Source organism: Novosphingobium sp. P6W (assembly GCF_000876675.2).
Lineage (GTDB): Bacteria > Pseudomonadota > Alphaproteobacteria > Sphingomonadales > Sphingomonadaceae > Novosphingobium.
The window spans coordinates 1,486,733-1,510,774 of record NZ_CP030353.1; the positions used below are offsets into that span (position 1 = coordinate 1,486,733).

The following is a 24,042-nucleotide window of genomic DNA, read 5'->3' on the forward strand; positions in this document are numbered from 1 at the left end:
GAAACCCTGCGGAAAACTGCGGTTTTGCCAATTCGCGCATCGTCAGTTGGGGGCAGATGACGTGAGCGGTTTGAGGCGAATTCTCATCGAGCAGTGGGCGATGTTGGTGGTCGCCGCCGTAATCGGGTTCCTGGGACCGTTCGGGACATATCTCGAAGCAGATTTCCCCGAGCGGGTCTGGCGTTGGTGGATGCACATGATGGGCGCCTACGTTCTCGTACGGCCGTCGATCTTCTTCTGGTCCGCCGTGGCGCTCGCCACTTCGTTACCGCGCCGGGCCATGACGTTCTGGGGTGTGATCCTGTCGAGCCTGCCACTGACGCTTGTCTGGAACTGGGGGGCAAGCGTGTTCTTTCACGCGCTGAACGGCTTTGCGGGCATCCTGCCGTTTGCCTTGCTCAGCGCGGTGGCGGTTCTCGCTGTCGTGTGGTGGGCACGGGTCGTCGATGACCGAATGCGCGGCGTTGGCCTGGGTGAGGGGGATGAGGCGATATCTCCCGTCGGGGACGACGACGGGGGCGCCGTAGTGTCGTCTCAAAGCGCGGCGTCTGCGGAGCCAAACACCGACAGAGACCTTTCCGCGGGTCGCCTGGGGAATCGCTTGTCGGCGACCTTCGCCGGACCGGTCCTCGCCTTGCAGAGTGAAGACCATTACGTTCGCGTTCATGGTCCTGGAGGCAGCGAGCTTCTGTTCATGCGCCTGCGGGATGCGATCGCCGAAATGGACGGTGCGTCAGGTCAGCAGGTTCATCGCAGTTGGTGGGTAGCGGACGATGCGATCGACTCGGTCCAGGCTGATGGCCGGAACCGGACGATCACCTTGCGCAACGGTCACCTTGCCCCCGTCGCACGTGAATCAGTCGCGCGTCTCGAGCGGAGCGGGTTTCTGCGGGAAAGAGCGCGCTAGACTGTCTGAAAAAGGCGGATCGGCTCCCACCCCGGAACTCCGTGTTTGAAAGCAGAAGTATCCGTTTAGAAACACTACTTCGCTTCCTAAGGGATCATGCTGGAAGCGGATCCACAGGTCTGTGTTGCCGCCGAGATGACCAACGCAGCGTCGTGGTTTGCTCTCAAGTTTTGCTGCGCGTCACCAGGCGTCGACTCCACCCATGAGCAGATTGATCATGAACTCGGCCTGGGAGCGGGCTTCCTTTGCCGAAACTGGTCCGCTCATGCCCCGGATATTGAGCCATCCCGAGATCATTGCCATGATGGCATGGGCGATACGCTCGGGATCTCGGGCATTGATCCCGGACGCGGGGCCATACACAGCAATCTCATTGCCCATGAATGCAATCATGTCGGTGTAGCCGAAAAAGTCTGTGAGGACATCCTGGGGACCGCGCCCTGCGGCATTGAGCGCAAGGCGCATGACCGCACGGACATCGGGCTTGGTGCTCCAAACCAGGATCGTCGTCGTGTGGTGAACGAGGCGTTTCTTCAGGTCGTTCGGCAGGCGGCTATCCTGGCGCGAGGCTACCTGGGACCATGATGCCACCTGATCGATGATTACGTCGTTTACCAAGGCTGCCTTGTCGGAATAACGCTTGTACAGGGTTGTCTTGGGTATCCCAACGGCGTTGGCGATCGCTTCCATCGACGTGTTATCAAATCCGTCCTTGATGAACAGTTCGGCCGCTACGGCTAGAATAGCCTCGCTTATCGCTGCGGATTGCTCGTGCGATGGTCTGCCGCGTTTGGTTGGCCGGGCTGTCGCCGCTTTTTTGATCTTGGGAGACGGGGCAGCGCTGGTGTCGGTCAACACGAGTTCCTCAAATTGGCCCCTCAACCCTTAACGCGAACGCCGATCTCCGCAACATCCACGGGGGAGAAGTGGCTTGGCTGGGGGATTGGCTCCGCCGCAGTGTCTTAGCTCTGAAATCACGCAGACCATCATGTTTGTCGAAAGTCAGGCGGCAGGGATAACCCGGAGCCTTCTTGTACCCGGAAGCTCCGGCGTCAGGCGCGCCCGCTCAATGCGCGCGCGATATCCAGCGACTGCCGAATAAGCGGCATTCGTTTTCGCTCCGTCCGGACGGCCAAATAGCCCTTAACATCAATGAGCGAAGACGACGTTTCCAATGGGAGAACCCGTATCCTTTCGTCGGGCGGGCATTCCTTGGCGAACATCAGGCTTATGCCAAGGCCATGGGCGACCGCCTCGCGGATCATCTCGCGGGTGTGAAACTCCATCGTTCGGCCCGGAGCGATCCCGGCGTCCGCGAGCAGGCGATTCATTGCCGCCAGGGTCCTGGAAGTCGCTTCACGCACAAGCACGACTTCCTGGCTGATCCGCTCCAGCGGCAAGGCGCGGGCATTGTCGTCCGGCCAGGCGGCAGGCACGATGGCGACCAGTCTGTCCTGATACAGCGGTGCATATGTATAGTCGTTCTGCACAGGTGGCTCGCATATGATGCCGATGTCCACCTGGGCCTTGAGCAGCAATTCGTTGGTCTGGACCGCATTCGCGATCGTGACGCGAAAGTGCGCACCGGGGACGGCGGCCTGGAACGCTGCCATGAACTCCGCGGCATATGGCGGGGAATCCGTGCCGAGGCGCAGCAGCGCGCCGCTATCGATATCATCTTCGCCCAGCAGTTGGCCGATCTCGTCGGCGATGCCGAACAAACGCTCTGCCTTTTCGTACAGCGCTCGGCCGGCGGTCGTGAGTGTCAGCGGCGGGCGCATACCTTCGATCAGCTTGACCTTGTAGCGGTCTTCCAATGCTTTGAGCTGCTTGGACAAGGTCGGTTGCGAGATGTTCAGGCGCCGCGCAGCCTTGCTGACGCTGCGTTCGGACGCCACGGCGTAGAACGACCGCAGGTGAAGGAAATTGACGCTCACGGACCCTCGGTTCTGGTTTGGGCTGCGCCGTCTATGGTCGCCATTCCCCGGATGCATTGGCCTTGATCGGGCGTTCGGCCCAAACCGCATGTGACACATGATTGTTACAGGACGGTCACAGGCAGACAATGTCGGGTACGAGCATTCAATTCGACGTCGCGGTGATCGGCCGCGGTATAGTGGGACTGGCCCATGCGCTGGCGGCGGCGCGGGCGGGAAAGCGCGTCGTCGTGATCGACCGCCATGCCCGGGCCACAGGGGCGAGTATTCGCAACTTCGGTTTCGTCACCGTCACCGGGCAGGAACGCCATGACATGTGGCCGCTCGCCCGGCGGTCGCGAGATATCTGGGCGCAGGTGGCGCAGCGCGCGGGGATCGGCATCGAGCAGGACGGGCTCGTGCTGCCGGTCCGCAGGCAAGCCGCCGCCGCAGTGCTGGAGTCGTTCATGCAAACCGAGATGGGGGAGGGGTGCAGACTGCTTTCGGACCGCGAACTGCGCAAGCTGGACACTTCAACGCCGTTCGCTCCCTGCAAGGCGGCTCTGGTGAGCCCTCACGAACTGCGGGTGGAGGCAAGGGATGCGATTCCGGCGATTGCGGCGTGGCTGGAACGCGACATGAACGTGACTTTCGCGGCACCCGGCGCGGTGCTGCATTGCGAGACGGGGCGCGTATCGACCAGCAGCGGCGAATATCGTGCGGAGACGGTATTCGTCTGCCCCGGCGACGATCTCAACGCCCTGTTCCCCCAAGTCATGGCCGAGCACGAAGTGACCCGCTGCAAGCTGCAGATGATGCGCCTCGCCGCCCCGGAATATCGCCTCGCGCGTCCTGTCATGAGCGACCTCGGCCTGGCGCGTTACGAGGGCTATTCCGCGCTGCCCGAAGCGGCCGCGCTGGTTGCGCAGCTTCGCGCCGAACAGGGCGCGCAGCTCGATGCCGGTGTCCACCTGATCGCGGTGCAGTCGGCTGATGGCTCGCTCGTCGTCGGGGACAGCCACGATTACGGCGATGCTCCCGATCCGTTTCATTACGAAGCGGTGAACCGCCTCGTTCTCGACGAGTTCGAGGCCGTGCTTGGTCCGGCGCCGCAGGTCATCGAACGCTGGGTCGGCGTCTACGCCTCATCGCCCCGGCAGAACTGGTTTACCCGAGAAGTCGCTTCCGGCGTCCATGTCACCGTGGTGACGTGCGGCGCGGGCATGTCCACGGCCTTCGCTATCGGCGAGCGGGTGGTCGGCGCGGCGATCGATGCCCCCATCAAGGAGTTTGCATGATGTCCAACGCCCGTTCGCCTGTCGCCGCCGTCCTGTTCGACTGGGCCGGCACCATGATCGACTTCGGATCCCGTGCGCCCGTCATGGCGATGCAGCGCGTTTTCGCCGAGGCCTGCGTCCTCGTGGAGGAACCGGCGATCCGCCGCTACATGGGCAAGGCCAAGCGCGAGCATGTCGTCGCCATGCTGTCCGAGCCTGCCATCGCCGCGCGCTGGCGCGAGACCAAGGGCGCGGACTGGACCGAGACTGAGGTCGACACGCTGATGGAGCGGCTGGAGCCGGCGATGCAGGAATGCGCCGCGCTCTGCCGTGAACTGATCCCCGGCGCGGCCGATGCGTTCGAGATGCTGCGGGCCCGCGGCATCCGCGTCGGCTCGACCACGGGCTACACCCGCACGATGATGGCGGACATCATCCCCGCCGCCGCCGAGCAGGGCTATGCCCCTGAAGTCATCGTCTGCGCGGGAGAGACCGCACAGGGGCGTCCCGCGCCCTTGATGCTGTGGAAAGCCCTGGTCGACATGGGCGTGTGGCCCGCCGCCGCCTGCATCGCGGTCGACGACGCGCCGGTGGGTATCGAGGCAGGCCGGCACGCCGGAATGTGGACTGTCGGGCTGGCAGGCTCCGGCAACGGGGTCGGCCTGGACCATGCTACCTTCACCGCGCTGTCCCCCGACGAACGCGCCGAACGCATGAAATCCGTCGTTGCCGAGTTCGCGGGGGCCGGCGCTGACTTCGTGATCGAAAGCGTCGCCCATCTCGACCTTGCCGTGGTTGCCGTAAGCAAGGCGCTGGAACGCGGCGAAGGTCCCGGCGCCGCGTCGTCCCGGTTCCTGGCATGACCGCGCTGGCGGCAGACCGTTTGGGTGCGCAGCCCACTTCGCTGCGCCAGTGGCTAGCCCAGGGGCACCCATGGGCGCTGGCGCTTTACGGCGGACTGGCCAGCTTTTCCGCGTATTTTTCGATGTACGCCTTCCGTAAGCCGTTCACGGCGGCGACGTACGCCGACGTGCAGGGCTGGGAAGGCGTGATCGATTTCAAGATCGCGCTCGTGATCGCGCAGGTCGCCGGATACGCGCTGTCCAAGTTGATCGGCGTCAAGGTCGTCTCGGAGATGGCGGCGTCGCGGCGCGGCGTCGCGATCGTCAGCCTCGTGGCGTTCTCCTGGGCGGCGCTGGTCCTCTTCGCAGTCCTGCCGACGCAGTGGAAGGTCGGCGCGCTGTTCCTCAACGGTTTGCCGCTGGGCATGATCTGGGGACTGGTCTTCGGCTATATCGAAGGGCGGCGAACCAGCGAGGTACTGGCGGCGATTCTGTGCGCCAGCTTCATTGTTTCCTCGGGCGTAGTGAAATCGGTGGGCCTATGGCTGATGACCGTGGTCCAAGTCGGCGAGTTCTGGATGCCCGCCGCGACTGGCCTACTGTTCTTCCCGCTACTGCTGGTTTCGGTGATAGGCCTCGCGCAGCTTCCCCCGCCGAGCGCGCAGGAACAGGCCGAGCTCATGGCCCGCCCGCCGATGCCGGCCGAGGCGCGCCGCGCCTTCCTGCGCGAGTACGGACCCGGCGTGACGCTGCTGGTGTTCGCCTATGTGCTGTTCACTGCACTGCGCGACCTGCGCGATAACTTCGCCGCCGAGATATGGACCGAACTTGGCTATGCCGGCGTCTCCGAGGTCTTCACCGCGAGCGAAGTGCCGGTGGCGGTGGTGACGCTGCTGATCCTCGCCAGCCTCGTGCTGGTGCGCGACAACCGCCGCGCACTCATGGCCGTCCATGCGATCGTCATGAGCGGCGCGCTGCTCATCGGGATGTCGACCCTGGCCTTCCAGTTCGGGATGGTTTCGCCGCTCGTCTGGATGATCCTCTCGGGCCTTGGCCTCTATCTCGGCTACGCGCCGTTCAATGCCATGCTGTTCGACCGGCTCGTAGCGGCGAGCAGGACGGCGGGAACGGCAGGGTTCCTGATCTACGTCGCCGATGCCTCGGGCTATGCGGGGAGCGTGGCATTGACGCTGCTGCGCAACGTGCCGGGCGTGACGCTCGACTGGCTGCATTTCTTTATCTGGCTCGCCTATGCATCTTCGGGGATATGCATGGTGATGATGGCTTTGTCGGCATACTATTTCCGAAGAAAATTATCACAAATGCAATGACCATATTCTCGTACTGTTAAAGACGCGCCTCGCCATGATCATTCATGGCGAGGTTTTCGCGTTCATTAAATAAATCTATGTCATGTCTATTGCTACGATGCATCCAATGAATTGGTTGTCGGCGCCAGTGTCGTGGCAATTCATTTCCCGAAGCTTGCGGACCTGATCCGCAGCCAGACATAATCGGGGTGAAGTAATGACCAGGTTCGCAATCATGAAAGTCGCCGCAATCGGCACCAGCCTCGGCGGGATGATCGTCGCCCCAGCCGCCCAGGCGCAGGGCCTTCCGGCCGAAGGGGAGCCCTCGAACGAGATCGTTGTCACCGGCACGATTGTCGCCAGCGAGATGAAGTCGATCGCCGAGCAGCGCCGCGCAGACAACATCGTCAACGTACTCACTGCCGACGGCATCGGCCGCCTGCCGGACCGCAACGCGGCCGAGGCGGTGCAGCGCCTGCCCGGCGTCTCCATCGAACGCGACCAGGGCGAGGGCCGCTTTGTTGCGGTGCGCGGTCTGCCCTCGCAGTGGAACTCGACCCTTATCAACGGCAGCCGTCTTCCTACGGCCGAAGAAGAAACCACCAGCCGCGCCACCGCGTTCGACTTCTTCCCCTCCGAACTGATCGACCAGGTCGTCGTCTCCAAGGCCGTTACGCCCGACATGGAGGGCGACGCCATCGGCGGCTCGGTGAACTTCATCACCAAGACCGCGCCGGAGGAGCGCACACTGCAACTGACGGCGGGCGCCAACTACTCCGAGAAAGCCGACAAGCCCGGCTTCCTCGCCACCGCGCTCTACGGCGACCGGATCGGCAAGCTGGGCTTCTTGCTCACCGGCACCTACTACAAGCGCCACTGGGCGACCGACAACTACGAGCCGCGCCGGGGCGGCGACGGCATCGGCATCACGCGGCTGGAACTGCGCGACTATACCGGCGTGCGCGAGACCACCGGCATCAACGGCGCGATCGAATACGCCTTCGACGACGGCGGCAAGATCTATGCGCGCGGCACCTACGGCTCGCTCAGCGACGACGAGACGCATTACAAGCACCGCCTGAACTTCGCGTCCAATCGCGTCGAGGTGCAGCACATTTTCAACACACTCATCACCGAATTGTCGGGCGGCGAGCTGGGCGGCGTCCACATGCTGGGCGGCGGCGCGAAGTTCGACTGGAAGGTTTCGCACTACGAAAACCTGTTCCGCTACGGCGACACCCCCGACGGGCAGGACAACAGCTACTTCGTGGTCCGGTTCGACCAGCGGAACGTCGGCTATCAGGGGCTGGAGAACCGTGGCTCGGGCAACCTCGCCTACAACGAGATCGACGGCGGCACCGACCCTGCGAACGCTATCGGCAACCATCTGCCCTCGGGGTTCCAGATGGACCCTTCGCTCACCCGCCTCGCCAACGTCGAGCTATACAAGATCCGCGTCAAGGAAACCGACCGCATTGTGCTGGAAGGCAACCTGACGGTTCCAGCGAGCGGCACGCTGACCTTTAAGGCCGGCGGCAAATACCGCGACAAGGTGCGCGATGCGACGTTCCAAGACCTGTTCTACACCTGGAATCCGGCGGCTGGTCCGGTGCCGACCCTTGCCGACTTCCCGTTGATGAACCAGCCGGGACGCGGTCAGTACCTCGACGAGCTTTCCATCGGCAAGCAGTACGCCGGCCAGTTTTCGCAAGTGGTGAGCGAGCGGAACCTCGTCGACTGGTATCTCGCCAATCGTGGCAATCTGGTGCTCGACGAAGCGGGCTCCGCCACGGCGCAGAACGGCGGAGCGCTGGGCCGTACCTTCAAGCTCTATGAAAAACAGGCGGCCGGCTACCTCATGGGCACCTGGGTGCCCAGCGACATACTGACCCTACTGGGCGGCGTGCGCTTCGAATATACCAAGACTACCGTGGACGGTCAGGTGCTGGTCAACGGCGTGCTGGAGAATACCCGCAGGTCGAACGACTATCTTGCGATCCTGCCTTCGCTTCATGCCACGCTGCACCTAGACGGCGACACCAACCTGCGCGCCGCTGTGACCCGCACCTTCGCCCGCCCGGACTTCGGCGACCTTGCGCCCGGCGGCGCTTTCAGCGAAGCCGACCTCGAATTTGCGGGCGGCAACCCCAACCTCAAGCCAACGTATTCATGGAACGGCGACCTGATGGTCGAGCACTATTTCGGTAACGACGGGGTCATCTCGGCGGGCGCGTTCTACAAGCGCATCTCCAATCCGATCTACGACAGCCGCGTGGTGGGCACGTATCGCGGCATTGACGGGGTAGCGTTCCTGGCTCCTGCCAACGGCGCATCGGGCGACCTTTACGGCGTCGAGTTCAACGTCCAGCGCCGCCTCGGCTTCCTGCCTGGCCTTCTTTCGAACCTCGGCGTCAATGCCAACTACACGCTGATCCGCTCGAAATTCACCCTGCCGGACGGGCGCTCGGTCCGCGTCCCGCGGCAGGCGGACAATCTTGCCAACCTGGCGGTCTATTACGATGACGGCCGCTTCTCGACGCGCCTGGCCATGAATTACAAGGGCGCCTATATCGAGGAATACGGCACGGATGCGGACAGCGACAGCTACTACGGCGCCTACACCAGCCTCGACCTGACGGTGAACTGGAACGTCACTGACCGCGTGACCGTATTCGGCGAGGCGAGCAATCTCACCGACCAGAAGCTGCAGTACTACCTCGGCAGCAAGGAGCGTCCGCTTCAGGTCGAATACTACGGCCCGCGCTTCGTGCTCGGCGTCAAGGCGTCGATCTTCTGACGGGCCGGGCGTGGGGCTCGGCCGGGCCCCCGCTTGAAGGTTACGCATCCCCCGACAGACCGAGTTTGATCAGGCAGTGCGCATCACGCCGATGCCGGGGTCGGTCCGTCCTGCCTTGCCGCTTTCGACCTTTCCGGCGAAACGGCGGAGGAAGCCCTCCGATCCGTCCACGCGAACTTCAAGATCGTACCAGTCATCGCTGGCGGGCAGAGCCCAACGGTCGACCTTGGAGCTGCGCGGCGGCACGGTCACTGCACGTTTGCGCGGCCCCTTGTTCGGGTACGCCGCGTCCATGGTGATCCGGAATGTCTGCGGTCGATCGGATTCGTTGAGCAGCTTCAGGTTTACCGCCTTCACCCCGTCCAGGCATAGAACCTCGGCCGGGGCAACGCCGTTCAATGCGCCGGCATAGCGGCGCCAGTATCCGTTGGGTCCTCGCAAGGTGAGGTCGTAGTCATCCAGCGGCCCGTCATCGTGCCACTGCGCGCTTTCGAATCGTTCTCCCGCGCCGATGGTGTAATGCCATGGCTCCTGCCGATCGGTGTTGTCATGGACGGTGAAGGTAACGCCGACAGGCCCGTCGTTCGCCAGCAGCAGCGTGACGCGCCCATCTTTGCCGACCTGGCATTGCGTGGAAAAGCGATAGGGCAGGGCGGTCTGCGGGCGCTGGCCGGGCATCTGGACGGTGTGCCGTTGCCGATCGGGTATGGCGTTGGCGGTCCCGGCGGCCGACTGCGCAACGCGGGCGCGGAAATCGGTGGTGGAGGGCAGCGGCGCGGTGCCCGTCCGCGCCCCGCCCGAGAAATCGAACGCGGAGGTCAGGTCGCCGCAGACCGAGCGCCGCCAGTCGCTGATATTGGTTTCCTTCACCCCGAAGCGCTTTTCCATGAACTGCAGCACCGAGGTATGGTCGAATAATTCCGAGCAGACATTCCCGCCGCGCGTCCAGGGAGAGACGATTACGGTGGGCGTGCGAATACCGAGGCCGACCGGGTGCACCGCATCCCCCGCCTTGCCGGTGCCGCGATAATCCTTGGCCTCTCCACCAAGCGGCACGGTGCTGTGGCCGCGGTACTGCCCGACCGGTGGCACCGGCGGCGGTGCGTGATCGTAGAATCCCCCGGCCTCGTCGTAGCAGAGGATGAAGGCAGTCTTGGCGAACATCTCGGGATTGTCGACCAGCGCGGCGACGAGGCCGGCGCTGACGTGCTCGCCCTTAGAGGGTTCTGCGGTCGGATGCTCGGACAAGTCCGCGGCGGTGACGATCCACGAAATCTGGGGCAGCGTGCCGTGCTCAACGTCGCGGCGGAAGGCCGCGACCAGTTGCTCGCCGTCGGAACGCGTGCGATCGGCGCCTTGCGCATCTTCGCTGACCCAAGAGCGCCCGCGTTTATAGAGTTCGGAATCGCGCGCGCAGGGGCGGAAGGCTGGGAAGACCGACAGCAGGTTGTCGCCGAAGTTGTCGTATTCCTGATAGACCTTCCAGCTGATGCCGGCTTCCTGAAGCCGCTCGGCATAAGTCGTCCAGCCGTAGGCGCCGGGACGCAGCGGCATGTCGGTCGTCATGTCGGCGCTGGGCGTCTCGTCCTCGCCGTAGTTGTGCATCTCGGGATCGCCTCCCGTGCCGCCGCCTCCGTTGCAGCCGGTGAACAGGTGCATCCGGTTGGGGTAGGTCTGCGTCATCGTAGAACAGTGGTATGCGTCGCAGATGGTGAAGGCGTCCGCCAGAGCGTAGTAGAACGGCAGGTCGCCCGCGCCGTAGTGAAGCATCCTGTTGTGCAGTTCGCCGGTGTGGCCCCAGCGGTCGTAGCGGCCGTGGTTGAAGATGTGCATGTTTTCGACGTGCGACTGCTCGGCACCGTCCACCAGGAACGAGCGGCTGGTCTTCGAGTCGCCGTGGAAGGGCAGAACGTAGCCATCGGGATGCTGGCTTGAGGGCTGCGACCAGACGCTTCGCCCGCCCGGCAGGCGTAGGGGGCGAGGGTCGCCAAAGCCGCGTACACCGTTGAACATGCCGAAGTAGTGATCGAACGAGCGGTTCTCCTGCATGTGGACGACAATGTGTTCGACATCCATGATCGAGCCCGAGCGCCGCGCCGGCTCGATCGCCAGTGCCCGGTCGAGCAGCCCCGGCATCATCGACAGCGCAGTCCCCGCGCCAGCGGTGCGCGCCGCCATGCGCAGAAAATCGCGCCGATTGGCCTTGTCCATCATTCCAGCTCCGTTTTCACCGTTCGGCAGATCAGGTGTCGCACACCAGCCATAAAACTGGTATAGTCCAATATTGCGACATATTGACTACAGGTCTGCGCAGCGAGGCTCGTCAGGGACGAAAATCGGCCCGGTAAGCGCTGTAAAATTATTGGCTCCAGAGGAACAGTATCACCAGTGATCGATACGATATTCAACCTAATCAACAGGTTCTCGGATGAACGCTATGGAGAAGACGTGACCCAGTTGGAGCATGTGCTGCAATGCGCCGAACTCGCAAGGCTTGATGGCGCGCCGGACAGCCTGATCGCCGCCGCCCTGCTTCACGACATCGGCCAGTTCATCGAAGAGGCTGGGGAAGCGGCTGAAACGCATGGCATAGATGCCCGCCACGAAATCAGCGGCGCCGCTTTCCTCGCGCCCCACTTCACGTCCGAAGTGACCGAGCCGGTTCGCCTTCATGTCGCTGCAAAGCGTTATCTGTGCGCCGTGGAGCCGGGTTACACCGAAATGCTCAGCCGGGCATCGGTGTTGAGCCTGAACTTGCAGGGCGGCCCGATGAGCCCTCAGGAAATTACCCAATTCGAGGGCGAGGCAGCCTTCGAATCATCGGTTCGGCTGCGTCGTTACGACGATCAGGGCAAGCGTAACGGTTGGGACGTGCCGGACCTCGAAAGCTACAGGCCGTTGCTCTGGTCTCTAATGACGCACGCCTGACGTCCGGGTCTGCGGAGCGGTATCGTGCCTGAAACCGACGCACGTGGACGCGGACTCTCCCAATCTTGTCACCAGCCTGCAATGTATATTGGTATATACCAGAAATCGCAGTGATCGTCGATTCGATGATCCCGCTGTGTGGAGGGCAGCCAGCCACGGCTGCCGGCGGATGGCACCGAGATTTGGGGAGTTAATCATGGGCATGTCGAAGACTGCGCACGCCTCGCGCGTGCTGCTGAACATATCAACCGCGACGCTGGCGCTGGCTGCTGTAGTCGCGCCTGCGTGGGCCGACGAAACACCTCCGGCGGACGACATCCTCGTTACCGGACAACGCCAGAGCACGGTGATCGCGATCGAGCGGAAGAAGAATGCCGACAACGTCGTCGACATCATCTCCGCCGACAATCTGGGCAAGCTGCCCGACGCCAACGTCGCTGACGCGCTCGCCCGCATTCCCGGGATGTCGGTCATCGTCAACCAAGACACGGGCGAGGGCGAGTACGTCGCAATCCGCGGCCTGTCGGGCACCTACAACGCCGTCTACATCAACGGCGTGCGCGTGGCGCAGACTGACCCCAGCAGCCGCGACGTCTCGCTGACCGTGCTGCCGCCCAACGGCCTTGCCGAAATCCGCGTGACCAAGACGCTCACGCCCGACCAGGACGGCGACGGTATCGGCGGCTCGATCGACTTCCGTACCCCCACCGCCTTCGACTTCGCCGACAGCACGATCCTGCGCGTCTACGGCGCCGGCGGGTTCAATCAGCAGGCGCGCAAGGCTGACGAAGATTCGAGCAACTTCCAAGGCCAGGCCGATTTCGGTCAACGTTTCGCGGACGACCGTTTCGGCATCTTCCTCTCCGCCAACTACGGCGTCAGCCACGGTAACGGTCAGGAAACCGAGAACGACGGTGAGTGGGAGCCTTATAACTGGCGCAAGGATTCCGAAGAGGTCATTGACGAAAGCAACATGCACTTGCCGGGCATCGACCTGGATTACCGGCGCCTGCAGCAGAAGCGGTACGGCGGCAATCTTTCGTTCGATTTCCACGGCGACACTACGCAGCTCTACCTGCGCGGCCAGTATTCGCGGCAGGAACAGCGCGGCACCAACGAGGTCACCGATTACCGCAACCGCCCCACCGCGCGCCTGACGCAGGTGAACGAGAACGACACCGGGCTGGCCCAGCCCGAAAGCATGATCACCGGCCAGTTCCAGCAGGGCGGCAAGACCTACAACCGCTACGGCTACACCGCCGGCCAGATCGTCGATCGTGATGGGGACGGCGTCATTACCGACCTCGACGCAGGATCGAACGGCTATTGGTCGCTCAATGGCCGGTCTGGCGTGTGGGACCCCCGGCAGTTCCAGTTCGCGCGCAATTTCGGCACGATCGACATGGACCAGACCCTCTACACGATCAACCTGGGCGGCCATAGCGATCTCGACCGCCTGCACCTCGACTACGACGTCAGCTATTCCGGCGGCGACCGGACCTCGCCGCAGGGCTATTCGATCAGCTACAACTGCGACAAATGCACTTATCCGCTGAACGCCACAGGCATCGACTGGGTGTCGAGCGACCCGCGCTTCCCGAAAGCCGGACTGCCCGCTTTCGCCGAGTTCGTCGAGAAGGACTCCTCGCTACTCGCGTTCGACGGCGCCAGTTCGTCGCGTAGCAAGCAGAAGGACGACCGCATCGCCGCCCGCTTCGATCTGCGCTACGACTTCGAGAGCGCGCTCGACTACGTGAAGGTCGGCGCCAAGTACATGCGCTCCAAGCGCGACTACGACTATACCCCGATCTATGACGGCGACTTGTCGGGCACCGCGCTCGACGGGCTTAACCTCCAGCAGTCCGGGCTGGTGGAAAAGGAAGTGAACAGCATCCTGCGCGGCCAGTACTATTATGGCGACGTGCTCAGCCGCGCGCGCGTGGAGGCCGCGATCAAGGCGGGGATGGCTGCCAACCCGATGGACGCGGACGCCGCCGAGTTCTTCGCCGACGACAAGCGCAGCACCGAGAAGGTCTACGCTGCCTACGCACTGGCGCATTTCCAATTGAGCGATGTTGGCATCATCGCCGGCGCCCGCGTCGAGCGGCGCGAGACCACCAACGTCTTCTGGTCGGACGACGGCGACGACAGCGGCTTCGACCGGACCAGCAATGGCTACACGATGTTCCTGCCGAGCATCACGGCGATCTGGCGCCCGGCTGACGACAAGGTCCTGCGCGCGGCGGTATGGACGGGCTATTCGCCGCCGGAATACAGCTACCTTTCGTCCGGGCAGTCGATCACCCGCGATCCGGGTACGAACGAGATCATCGCCATCAGCCGCGGCAATCCCGACCTGAAGCCGGCGAAGTCGATCAATGCCGACCTCTCGCTGGAATACTACCCCGACGCGACCAGCATTCTGTCGGCGGCGGTCTACTACAAGCATATCGACAACTTCATCTTCACCAACGGCAGCCAGGTGAATGCCAACACCCAGAACGGCACGATCGAGATCAGCCAGCCGCAGAATGGCGAGACGGCAAAGATCTACGGCATCGAACTCAACATGGTGAAGGGCCTGCAGGGCCTCGCGCCGCCGTTCGACGGCTTCGGCCTCGAAGGCAACGTGACAGTGCAGAAAAGCTCGGCGGAAACCGGGCTGGACTACCGTCAGGGCAAGTCGATCCGCTTCATCAACGCACCGCATCTCATGTATAATGCGGCGATCACCTACCAGAAGTACGGCATCGAGACGAAGCTCTCATACAATTATCGCGGCAAGTTCATCGAATCGCTGCGTGACAACGCCGTCGACAAATGGGTGCGGCCGAACAAGAGCCTCGACTTCCACCTGCGGTACAACTTCACCAGTCACCTGGCGATGGACTTCGACGTCGGCAACGTGCTCAACGACTACAAGTACTACACCACGAAGGGTGACAATCCCAGTTACATGAAGGACTACATGGAAGCGGGCCGCACCTTCCTGCTGCGCGGCAGCTATCGCTTCTGATGGCGATGGCCGGATGCGCCCGCGTCTTCGAACGCGGGCGCATCCGCGCATTGACGCCCCGGCGCGCCTGCTGTCATGAGTGGGCAGCGCCAGCCTTTTGGCGATCTCACATGGGCTGACCGATGCGTGCGAAGACCGACATGATGCTGTGGACGCGCACGGCCGGCACCGTGGAGGGGCCGCAGTACCTTGCACTGCGGGACCAGATCGCGCTCAACATCGAGATGGGCAAGCTTTTTCCCGGCACCCGGCTGCCGTCCGAGCGGCAGCTGCAGACAGGCACGGGAACGGCGCGTGGCACGATTCGCGAGGCGCTGTTCCAGCTGGAGGCGGAGGGCCTCATTTACCGCAAGGACCGCAGCGGCTGGTACGTCTCCCCTCCGGCGGTGACCTACGATCCCACGCGCTGGGCCGGGTTCATGGCCTACGTGCGCGAGCAGGGCCGCACGCCCGGCACCCAGACGCTGGCGAAGGAAGCGCGGCCCGCGCCTTCGGCCGTTGCCGATATCTTCCGCGTCGCGCCGGGCACGCTGATGCATGTCATCGACCGCCGCCGCACGATCGACGGCCGCCCGGTGCTGGTCGAGCAGATCACCGTCGACCCCGCGCTTGCACCCGATCTGCTCACCCATTCGCTGGACGGCTCGCTGACCGATATCCTGACCCAGACCTACGGCGTCACAGTGGCCCGCAACCGGGTGGACATGCGCCCCTGCGCTCTCGTCAAGGAAGCGGCGGACGGGCTGGGCGTCAAGTCAGGCACCCCCGGCCTGCTGGTCGTCCGCACCAGCTTCGATGCAGCCGGGCGGGTGGTGGAATACGACCAGGAATACTGGCGCCACGACGCTATCCGCATTCATGTGGACCTCAACGTTCGCGCCTGAAGCCAAGGACAAGCCCTCAGCGCCAGAAGCGCTTGGCATCCACGAGGGCGTCATAGTCTTCCGCCGCCGCTTCCAGCAGCTGTGCATCAGGACCATCGCCGATGAGCGCCACTGCGTCCGGCTCGTTGGCGAGACCGAGGCTGGTAAGCAACTCGCGCGTCCCAGCCTGGTCGTTCAGAACACCCAAACGGTCCTGGAGGGTTTCCAGCGCCGACACGAACCGCTTGTGCCGCCTCTTCTCGCGCTTCTGATCGTAGAGGCCCGCGAAGAACTCGGTCGCGTAGCGCAGCTTCTTCGCCGCCTTGCGCACCGTGTGCCGGTCTTCGTCGCCCAGCTTTTCGAGATGGCGGCCGCCTTTCTTGACCTTGCGGCGGAAGCGTCCGAGTGCACCCTCGGCAAAGTCGCGCGCGGGCATTTCGCGCATCTCCACGTTTTGCTCCAGCGACAGCCATGGTCCGAGGGATATCCATTCCACCACGCCCAGCAGCAGCAGGCGGGCGCGATCGGACTGCAGCGCTGCGTCGGCGTTGTCGTAGGCGTCGTTGCGGGCGACCTGCAGGTGGCTCTGGATTGTGCCCTCGCCGACGCGTTCGACCAAAACGTCGATGTCGCGCGCCTTGCCGAGTTCGCCCGCCAGCCAGCGCAGATCGTCATTGAACGACGCGGCGCGGCCGTCGATGAGCATGTCCTTGTGGATGGCCAAGGCGGAGCGCAGCCGCCTCAGCGCCACGCGGGCCTGATGAAGCGCCTTGGCGTTTCGGTTTTCCAGCACCAGCGGCACGTTAAGCCGAAAATGGCGCAGGCAGGCATAGCCGATCGCCTGAAAAGCGGCGGCGGCCGTCATCGCGCGGTTCAGGTCGACAGGCTCCGCCTTGGCACGCGACACGGCAGGCCCGAGCAACCGATATCCGCGCTCCGCTTTGCTGAGCACTCCCAGATGGACGGGCGCGGCAGCGTCGATCTGCCTCGCCAGCGCGAAGAGGGCGGCAGGATCGCCGCTCTTGCGTTCCAGCTCGACTTCATGAAGCGTCGCCTCCCGGTCTCCCGCGATGATGCGGCCCCGGTCCAGCGCCACTTCGATTCCGCCGATGTTCCAGATCCGCCGCTCATTTTCCACAACGAACAAGGGTGCGATCGCCGCGATCTTTTCGCCGAGCAACGCGGGAATCGGCGTGGTGTGGTCGATGATCGGCTGGTCGTCCGCGACTTCGCGCTCCCATTCCGGACGGATGAACATGCCGGCCGCAGCGGCGGCGGCCTTGACGGTCTGCACGCGCCGCTCGCCATTGCGCCGGATGCGCAGGGAGAGCCCGGCCCGGGCAAGATCGTGATTCGGCGTGTCGAAATAGATCGCGTGCTGCCGGACCGTCTGCACAGTCCCTTCGAACACACCGGATGCCTCCAAGGCATCCGCCCCTTCCGGGGTCAGTTCCAGTTTCAGTTCGACTTCGATCTCGTCGGTGTCGTTTGACGTCATGCGCTATCCTCGGATGTTCGATCTACGATAGATAACCAACGGGCGAGCAATGGGTCGCAGTCATTCGTAATGTCTGCCGGCCGCCAGATTTCCAAGTGATATTTGCATTACCGGCCTGCGTGCCGGCTGCGAGATTGCGATTGATGCTGTGATACGTAGGCGGTGCCCCTTGCGAAGGACGGGAGCATTTATGTCGTCGGCTCTGTCCCAAAGGCCCGAGTTCGGCTCCTCACACAAACGAGGAGCCGATTTTAGTCGATAGCTGCGGTTGGATCATTTGTGGTCTGGCGGTTTGAATCGTCTGTTGCGTTAAATTAGTTCATCTGAGAGAATGAACGAAGACAGCATTTGGCCCGCAACGTGGTGGGCCGATGATCTACGAGCATGATCGAAATGGCAAAGGCGCCATCGATCGGCATCCCATCTGGGATGCCGATCGATGGCGCCTTTTCGTTGTGGAAGGGCCACGGTGACCGAAGCAAGGACGAATGGAGCGAAAATCAGCGTCAAGAGCGTCTGCCCTTATTGCGGGGTCGGCTGCGGCATCGTGATGGAGATAACCGATGGCCGGATCAGCAAGGTCATCGGCGACAAAAGTCATCCTACCAACTTCGGACGCCTCTGCACCAAAGGTAGCAGCAGTCATGTGCCGATCACCGCGCCAGGCCGGGCCGAGACCGCCTATGCGCGAATTCCCGGCAGCAGCGATCAGGGCGCGATCCCCATGACGGAGGCCATCGCCCGCACCGCAAGGGGGCTGCGTGAGATCATCGATCGCGATGGGCCGGATGCGGTGTCCCTCTACGTCTCGGGGCAGATGTCGCTGGAGGCGCAGTATCTTGCCAACAAGTTGTGCAAGGGTTTCATCGGCACCAACAACATCGAAAGCAATTCCCGCTTGTGCATGGCAAGCGCAGCCAGCGGCTACAAGCTGTCGATCGGCGCGGATGGCCCGCCGGGTTCGTATCAGGATTTCGACAAGGCCGACCTGTTCTTCGTGATCGGCGCCAACATGGCGGACTGCCACCCGATCCTGTTCCTGCGCATGATGGACCGGGTGAAGGCCGGCGCGAAGCTGATTGTCGTCGATCCGCGGCGCAATGCCACGGCGGACAAAGCGGGCCTGTTTCTGCAGGTGCGGCCAGGCACCGACCTGGCGCTTATGAACGGGCTGCTCCACCTGCTGTTCGAAGCCGGTAAGGTGGACGAGGGGTTCATTGCCGAATTCACGCAAGGATGGGAGGCAATGCCTTCGTTCCTGGCCGACTACGCTCCTGCGCGCGTGGCCGAGGTTACCGGCATTCCAGAGGCCGACCTGCGGCAGGCGGCGCAGTGGATCGGCGATGCGCGCGAATGGATGACCTGCTGGACCATGGGGCTTAACCAGAGCACGCACGGCACCTGGAACACCAACGCGATCTGCAACCTGCACCTGGCCACCGGCGCGATCTGCCGTCCCGGCAGCGGCCCGTTCTCATTGACCGGTCAGCCCAACGCGATGGGGGGGCGCGAGATGGGTTACATGGGGCCGGGCCTTCCCGGCCAGCGCGCCACGGGGAGCGAGGCCGATCGGCATTTCGTCGAGGATATGTGGGGCGTTGCGCGCGGCACCCTGCGCGTCGAAGCCGGTGCGGGCACGATGGCGATGTTCGAGGAGATGGCGGCGGGCCGGATCAAGGCCTGCTGGATCATCTGCACCAACCCGGTCGCCAGCGTTTCCAATCGCAAGGTAGTGGTGGCAGGGCTGGAAGCGGCGGAACTGGTCGTGACGCAGGACGTCTACATCGACACCGAAACCAACCGCTATGCCGACATCATCCTGCCCGGCGCGCTCTGGGCCGAGGCGGAAGGAGTGATGATCAATTCCGAGCGCAATCTCACCCTCATGCAGAAGGCAGTCGATCCGCCGGGCGAAGCGATGGCCGACTGGGACATCATCGCCCGGGTCGCCTGCGAGATGGGGTATGCGGACGGCTTCACGTACAGCTCGGCCAGCGAGGTATTCGAGGAGATCCGCCATTTCTGGAACCCGCGCACCGGCTACGACATTCGCGGGGCCAGCTACGAACGGCTCCGCGAAACCTCGCTGCAATGGCCCTGTGCGCCGGATGGCAGCGACGACCGCAATCCCACGCGCTATTTCAATACCGGCGTCAGCCAGTCGGCACGCATCGAGCCGGACGGCAGGCGCCCCGCCATCGTCTTCCCGACCGAGAGCGGCAAGGCGCACTTCCTGCCGCGCCCGCACATGGCTCCGGCGGAGATGCCGGACGCGGACTTCCCGCTTGTGCTCAACACCGGCCGCCTCCAGCACCAGTGGCACACGCTGACCAAAACCGGCAAAGTCCCGGTGCTGAACAAGCTGAACCCGGGTCCTTTCCTTGAAATCCACCCCGAGGACGCAGCGGCGCTGGCGATCGGCGAGGGCGACAGAGTGGAAGTCCGCTCGCGGCGCGGAACCGCGACCCTTCCGGCCGTCCTCACCGACCGGGTGCGCCCGGGCAACTGCTTCGCCCCGTTTCACTGGAACGACGTGTTCGGAGAGGGGCTGGCGATCAACGCCGTCACCAGCGACGCGGTGGACCCGATTTCCATGCAGCCCGAATTCAAGTTCTCGGCCGTGGCGCTGACCCGGATTTCAGGCCCGGCCGAACTACCCTGCAGTCCGCCGGACCAGGCAGACACGAAAGGCGAAGAGACCGTGCGGCTTTCCGCTTCTTCTGTATCGCTTCCACTCCATCAGATGGCGATCACGGCGTTCGAGCGCGTGATGGGACTGGAGGCGGGTCAGGCTCCGACGCTCTCCGGAGAGGAGCGGGCGTACCTTGCAGGTTTTACGCTGGCACTGCGCTCGCCCGAAGGTGCGCTGCTGGGAGGGGTGCCGCTGGTGCCGGCGGGCGCGCCTTTCGATGCGGAGCGGCGGCAATGCGTGAACGGGCTTCTGGCGGGCCTGTTCGCCCGGGCACCACTGCCGGGGATCGATGCGCAGCCGGCCGTCCCGGCACCTGCAGCGTCGACGCCGGCAAATGCCCGCGATGTACTTCTGCTCTGGGCCTCGCAGACCGGCAATGCCGAAGGTTTTGCCGAGGCATGCGCGGCCCGGCTCAAGGAAAAAGCGCTTGGCGTGCGGGTCGCGCCGATGGACGCGGTGAAACCGGCGGAACTGGCCGCAGCAGGCGATGTGCTGCTGATCGCCAGCACGTTCGGCGACGGCGATGCGCCCGACAACGCTGGCGGGTTCTGGTCGGCACTGGCCGACACGGCGGCCCCGCGCCTGGATGCCCTGCGTTATTCGGTGCTGGCGTTCGGGGATTCCAATTACGACCAGTTCTGCGGGTTCGGCCGCAAGCTGGATACGCGGCTGGAGGAACTGGGCGCCGCTCGGCTGGCCCCCCGCGCCGATTGCGAACCCGATTACGAGGAGCCCGCCGCATCCTGGCTCGCCAGCGTCATTAAGGCCCTCGGCGAGACGTCCGGGGCTGACCCCGTTCCGCCGGTCACGACGCTTGACGCAGCGCCCGTGGAGGCCGCGCCGCCTGCCGTCTATTCCCGCAAAACGCCGCTGCGCACCGCGCTGATCCGGAACGTCCTGCTTAGTGGTCCCGGCGCGCAGAAGGAAGTGCGGCAACTGGGCTTCGACCTTGCGGGGCGCGATTTTTCCTACCGGGCGGGGGACTCGCTGGGCGTATGGCCGGTGAACTGCCCGTCGCTCGCGGCGGAAATGCTGGACGTACTCGATCTGTCGCCAGAAGCGCCCGTCACCGTCAAACAGGTCGGCGAGATGGCTCTGGTCGAAGCGCTGCTGCGTCACTGGGACATCGCACGGTTGAATCGCAGCATCCTCGAACTCGTCGCCGATCGCCGCCCGGATGCTGCCTTCGCACCTCTGCTCGACCCGGATCGCAAGCCCGATTTCGACCAGTGGCTCTGGGGCCGGCAGATCGCCGACGTGTTCCACGAAACCGGCGTCCGCCTAAGCCCGGGCGATCTGGCGCAGGTGATGCGGCCGCTGCAGCCGCGCTTCTACTCGATCGCGTCGAGCCCGCACGCCCAGCGCGACGAAGTGCAGCTGACAGTTTCCACCGTACGCTATGCGCGCGACGGGCGGCGGCGGCATGGCGTCTGCTCAGGATTTCTGGCCGATCGGGCGGAGGAAAAAGGCACCGGCATCTTCCTGCAGGCGGCCGCGCACTTCCATCCTCCTGCCGACCCCGCCCGCGCGATGATTATGGTGGGGCCGGGCACCGGCATCGCCCCGTTCCGCGGCTTCCTGCATGACCGTCAGGCAACCGGGGCGAGCGGCGCGAACTGGCTGTTCTTCGGAGAACAGCACGAAGCCAGCGACTTCTACTATCGCGGCGAGATCGAGGCATGGCGGCGCAGCGGCCACCTCGACCGGGTCAGCCTCGCCTTTTCGCGCGATCAGGCGGACAAGATCTACGTCCAGACCCGCATGCTGGAAGAAGGCGCGGAGCTGTGGCGCTGGCTGGACGGGGGCGCGCATTTCTACGTTTGCGGCGATGCGGGGCGGATGGCCAAGGACGTGGACGGCGCGCTCAAGCGGATCGTGGCCCAGCACGGCGGCATGAGCACCGAGGCGGCCGCCGACTACGTCGCGCAGATGCAGAGCGAACGCCGCTATGTCCGCGACGTTTATTAGGTGCGTTTGATCGTTGGACGCGTTGACGGGCGCGGCACGCTGCGCAATGGCCGCACAATGGCGTTGGGGTGGGTCACATGAGAATCGTCATCATCGATGACAGCGGCCTGCGCGCCACTGTCCTCGAAGAAGGCCTGCGCGATGCGGGTTACGACGACATTCATATCATGCCCCCGCGCGGTGCCTTCGTCGCCCGGTTGGAGCGGATGGCGCCTGACGTGGTGCTGATGGACCTCGGCAGCCCAAGCCGCGACACCCTGGAGGAAATGCTGACGGTCAGCCGCGCGCTGGCGCGCCCCATCGCGATGTTCGTCGATCAGTCCGACGAGGCGATGATCGGCGCGGCGATCGACGCCGGGGTTTCCGCCTACGTGGTCGACGGGCTGCGCAAGGAACGAGTGAAGCCGGTGCTGGAACTGGCGGTGCGGCGCTTCAATGCCTTTGCCCGCATCCAGTCCGAGCTGGACGAGGCCCGCACCGCGCTGGCCGACCGCAAGGTGATAGACCGGGCGAAATCGATTCTGATGAACCAGCGCGCCCTGTCCGAACAGGACGCCTATACCCTGCTGCGGTCGAGCGCGATGAACCAGGGGAAAAAGATCGTGGACGTGGCGCAGGCGCTCATCACCGCCAGCGACCTGTTGGGAGGCGGAATTTGACGACACCCCTGCGCATCGCCTTCCTGCCGCTGACCGACGTGGCGGTGCTCGCCGCCGCGCGCGAACGCGGCTTTGCCGAGGAGGAGGGCTTGGCCCTCGACCTTGTCCGGACGACCAGCTGGGCCACCTTGCGCGATCGTCTGGTCTATGGGCAGGTGCAGGCGGCGCACATGCTGGCGCCGCTGGCAGTGGCGGTAACGCTGGGGCTAAGCCAGCAACCCGCCGCGCTGGCCGCGCCTTACAAGCTCAACGTGAACGGCAATATGCTGGTCATGGCGAAGGACTTCGCGGCGGCACTGGATCCCGATCTGAACCGGCGCCTGGCCGATCCGCTGGGCACCGCACACGATTTCGCAGCGGCGATCGGGCTTTGGCGGCGCAAGCCAGTGATCGGGGTCGTGCACCGCTTCTCAAGCCATTCCCTGATGCTGCGCTACTGGCTCGCCAGTGCCGGTGTCGACCCCGACCGCGATGTGGTGCTGCGCGTGCTGCCGCCCTCGCTCACGGTCGAGGCGATGCACGCTGACGAGATCGACGGGTTCATCGCCGGTGAGCCTTGGGGCACCGCAGCGGTTGAAGCCGGACTTGCAGAAACCGTCGCTTTTGGCGAGCGTATCTGGCAGCGCGGGGTCGAGAAGGTGCTCGCCTTCCGGCAGCCTTGGCTCGATGAGAATCCGCAGGTCGTGGATCGCCTGCTGCGCGCGCTGGTTCGCGCCGCCGCCTGGTGCGACGATCCGCAGAACCATGCAAATCTGGCCGATCTATTGGCATCTGAGGCCTATGTGGACCAGCCTGCCGACTTGATCCACCGCGCGCTGGCGGGCCGGATTGTGACGCGCGCCGGCGAAGCTCCGCTGGAAAATCCCGATTTCATGCTTTTCTCGCGCGAAGCGACCCCTTTCCCTTGGCGTAGCCAGGCGCTGTGGATCTATTCGCAGCTGGTCCGTTGGAAGATGGTCGAACACTCCGCCGAAAATGCCGCGAAGGCTGGCTCGGTCTTCCGGCCTGACGTGTTCCGCCGGGCGTTGGCGGGAAGCGATGTGCCGATGCCGGGTGCCAGCATGAAGCTGGAAGGTGCGGTAAACATGCCGCTGGCAGTGGGAGCCCGCCGCGGCGACCTGACGCTGGGGCCGGATCGTTTTTTCGATGGCCGGGTTTTCGATCCCGAAAGGATCGAGGACTATCTTGCCGACTTTTTGGTGCGCCGCTGAAAATCGCGCGATTTTGTGCCTTGCAACATGAGCCGAATCGACAGAGTATAGGGTCTTCACGCGACGTAGCGTGACTATCCGGGATGCGCCGTTCCAAAGGCGGAGCGCCATCCCTCCTTCGACATTCGCAGCAAAGCCGCTGACCGGTCTCACCTCAA

15 protein-coding genes are annotated in these 24,042 nt (G+C 64.1%); 11 read left to right on the forward strand and 4 right to left on the reverse strand.

The features are described 5' to 3' along the window. Positions 1-61 precede the first annotated feature (61 nt). Positions 62-907 (forward strand): LytTR family DNA-binding domain-containing protein, encoded by an 846-nt coding sequence (locus TQ38_RS22740; RefSeq protein WP_240198059.1) that lies wholly within the window; start codon positions 62-64, stop codon positions 905-907. 180 nt (positions 908-1,087) lie between these two features. On the opposite strand, the gene TQ38_RS22745 is transcribed toward TQ38_RS22740, so the two are convergent. Together TQ38_RS22745 and TQ38_RS22750 are read right to left on the reverse strand one after the other, a co-directional pair. Continuing rightward, complete coding sequence (locus TQ38_RS22745) at positions 1,088-1,762, reverse strand: TetR/AcrR family transcriptional regulator (RefSeq protein WP_162792354.1); 675 nt, start codon at positions 1,760-1,762, stop codon at positions 1,088-1,090. A gap of 197 nt (positions 1,763-1,959) precedes the next feature. Then, positions 1,960-2,844, reverse strand: coding sequence for a LysR family transcriptional regulator (locus TQ38_RS22750; protein ID WP_043978323.1), 885 nt, complete (start codon positions 2,842-2,844; stop codon positions 1,960-1,962). 128 nt (positions 2,845-2,972) lie between these two features. On the opposite strand from TQ38_RS22750, the gene TQ38_RS22755 reads away from it, so the two are divergent. The 4 genes from TQ38_RS22755 to TQ38_RS22770 all read left to right on the forward strand — a co-directional run bounded on the left by TQ38_RS22755 (position 2,973) and on the right by TQ38_RS22770 (position 9,049). Further along, positions 2,973-4,121, forward strand: a complete 1,149-nt coding sequence (locus tag TQ38_RS22755) for a TIGR03364 family FAD-dependent oxidoreductase (protein WP_043978321.1) — start codon at positions 2,973-2,975, stop codon at positions 4,119-4,121. Continuing rightward, complete coding sequence (gene phnX, locus TQ38_RS22760; RefSeq protein ID WP_205316132.1) at positions 4,118-4,963, forward strand: phosphonoacetaldehyde hydrolase; 846 nt, start codon at positions 4,118-4,120, stop codon at positions 4,961-4,963. The genes TQ38_RS22755 and phnX overlap by 4 nt, the downstream gene beginning before the upstream one ends. After that, positions 4,960-6,273 (forward strand): DUF5690 family protein, encoded by a 1,314-nt coding sequence (locus tag TQ38_RS22765; RefSeq protein WP_043978317.1) that lies wholly within the window; start codon positions 4,960-4,962, stop codon positions 6,271-6,273. Before phnX ends, TQ38_RS22765 begins: the two co-directional genes overlap by 4 nt. 196 nt (positions 6,274-6,469) lie before the next feature. Beyond that, on the forward strand, positions 6,470-9,049 hold the full coding sequence (locus TQ38_RS22770; protein WP_082057871.1) for a TonB-dependent receptor: 2,580 nt from the start codon (positions 6,470-6,472) through the stop codon (positions 9,047-9,049). Positions 9,050-9,118: 69 nt separating this feature from the next. On the opposite strand, the gene TQ38_RS22775 is transcribed toward TQ38_RS22770, so the two are convergent. Beyond that, positions 9,119-11,263 carry a phosphocholine-specific phospholipase C gene (locus TQ38_RS22775; protein WP_240198060.1) on the reverse strand — a complete coding sequence of 715 codons (2,145 nt, stop codon included), beginning with the start codon at positions 11,261-11,263 and terminating at the stop codon, positions 9,119-9,121. Between the two features lie 174 nt (positions 11,264-11,437). On the opposite strand from TQ38_RS22775, the gene TQ38_RS22780 reads away from it, so the two are divergent. From TQ38_RS22780 to TQ38_RS22790, 3 genes are all read left to right on the forward strand, one after another. After that, positions 11,438-11,977, forward strand: a complete 540-nt coding sequence (locus tag TQ38_RS22780) for an HD domain-containing protein (RefSeq protein WP_240198061.1) — start codon at positions 11,438-11,440, stop codon at positions 11,975-11,977. Positions 11,978-12,173: 196 nt separating this feature from the next. Then, positions 12,174-14,993 carry a TonB-dependent receptor gene (locus TQ38_RS22785; RefSeq protein ID WP_162792355.1) on the forward strand — a complete coding sequence of 940 codons (2,820 nt, stop codon included), beginning with the start codon at positions 12,174-12,176 and terminating at the stop codon, positions 14,991-14,993. Positions 14,994-15,115: 122 nt separating this feature from the next. Continuing rightward, positions 15,116-15,877: a UTRA domain-containing protein gene (locus tag TQ38_RS22790; protein WP_082057870.1), complete on the forward strand. Its 762-nt coding sequence runs from the start codon at positions 15,116-15,118 to the stop codon at positions 15,875-15,877. Between the two features lie 16 nt (positions 15,878-15,893). On the opposite strand, the gene TQ38_RS22795 is transcribed toward TQ38_RS22790, so the two are convergent. Further along, positions 15,894-17,354, reverse strand: a complete 1,461-nt coding sequence (locus TQ38_RS22795; RefSeq protein ID WP_043978313.1) for a CHAD domain-containing protein — start codon at positions 17,352-17,354, stop codon at positions 15,894-15,896. 469 nt (positions 17,355-17,823) lie between these two features. On the opposite strand from TQ38_RS22795, the gene TQ38_RS22800 reads away from it, so the two are divergent. From TQ38_RS22800 to TQ38_RS22810, 3 genes are all read left to right on the forward strand, one after another. Next, positions 17,824-22,014: a bifunctional nitrate reductase/sulfite reductase flavoprotein subunit alpha gene (locus TQ38_RS22800; RefSeq protein ID WP_240198062.1), complete on the forward strand. Its 4,191-nt coding sequence runs from the start codon at positions 17,824-17,826 to the stop codon at positions 22,012-22,014. Positions 22,015-22,091: 77 nt separating this feature from the next. Next, positions 22,092-22,673: an ANTAR domain-containing response regulator gene (locus tag TQ38_RS22805; RefSeq protein WP_043978311.1), complete on the forward strand. Its 582-nt coding sequence runs from the start codon at positions 22,092-22,094 to the stop codon at positions 22,671-22,673. Beyond that, positions 22,670-23,884, forward strand: a complete 1,215-nt coding sequence (locus TQ38_RS22810; RefSeq protein ID WP_043978309.1) for an ABC transporter substrate-binding protein — start codon at positions 22,670-22,672, stop codon at positions 23,882-23,884. Before TQ38_RS22805 ends, TQ38_RS22810 begins: the two co-directional genes overlap by 4 nt. The last annotated feature ends 158 nt before the right edge of the window (positions 23,885-24,042 follow it).

Excerpts from the sequence above, each read along its gene's own strand:
- TQ38_RS22755 (WP_043978321.1), top strand. The coding sequence starts at position 2,973 with ATGTCGGGTACGAGCATTCAATTCGACGTCGCGGTGATCGGCCGCGGT.
- phnX (WP_205316132.1), top strand. The coding sequence starts at position 4,118 with ATGATGTCCAACGCCCGTTCGCCTGTCGCCGCCGTCCTGTTCGACTGG.
- TQ38_RS22765 (WP_043978317.1), top strand. The coding sequence starts at position 4,960 with ATGACCGCGCTGGCGGCAGACCGTTTGGGTGCGCAGCCCACTTCGCTG.
- TQ38_RS22770 (WP_082057871.1), top strand. The coding sequence starts at position 6,470 with ATGACCAGGTTCGCAATCATGAAAGTCGCCGCAATCGGCACCAGCCTC.
- TQ38_RS22775 (WP_240198060.1), bottom strand. The coding sequence starts at position 11,263 with ATGATGGACAAGGCCAATCGGCGCGATTTTCTGCGCATGGCGGCGCGC.
- TQ38_RS22785 (WP_162792355.1), top strand. The coding sequence starts at position 12,174 with ATGGGCATGTCGAAGACTGCGCACGCCTCGCGCGTGCTGCTGAACATA.
- TQ38_RS22790 (WP_082057870.1), top strand. The coding sequence starts at position 15,116 with ATGCGTGCGAAGACCGACATGATGCTGTGGACGCGCACGGCCGGCACC.
- TQ38_RS22795 (WP_043978313.1), bottom strand. The coding sequence starts at position 17,354 with ATGACGTCAAACGACACCGACGAGATCGAAGTCGAACTGAAACTGGAA.
- TQ38_RS22805 (WP_043978311.1), top strand. The coding sequence starts at position 22,092 with ATGAGAATCGTCATCATCGATGACAGCGGCCTGCGCGCCACTGTCCTC.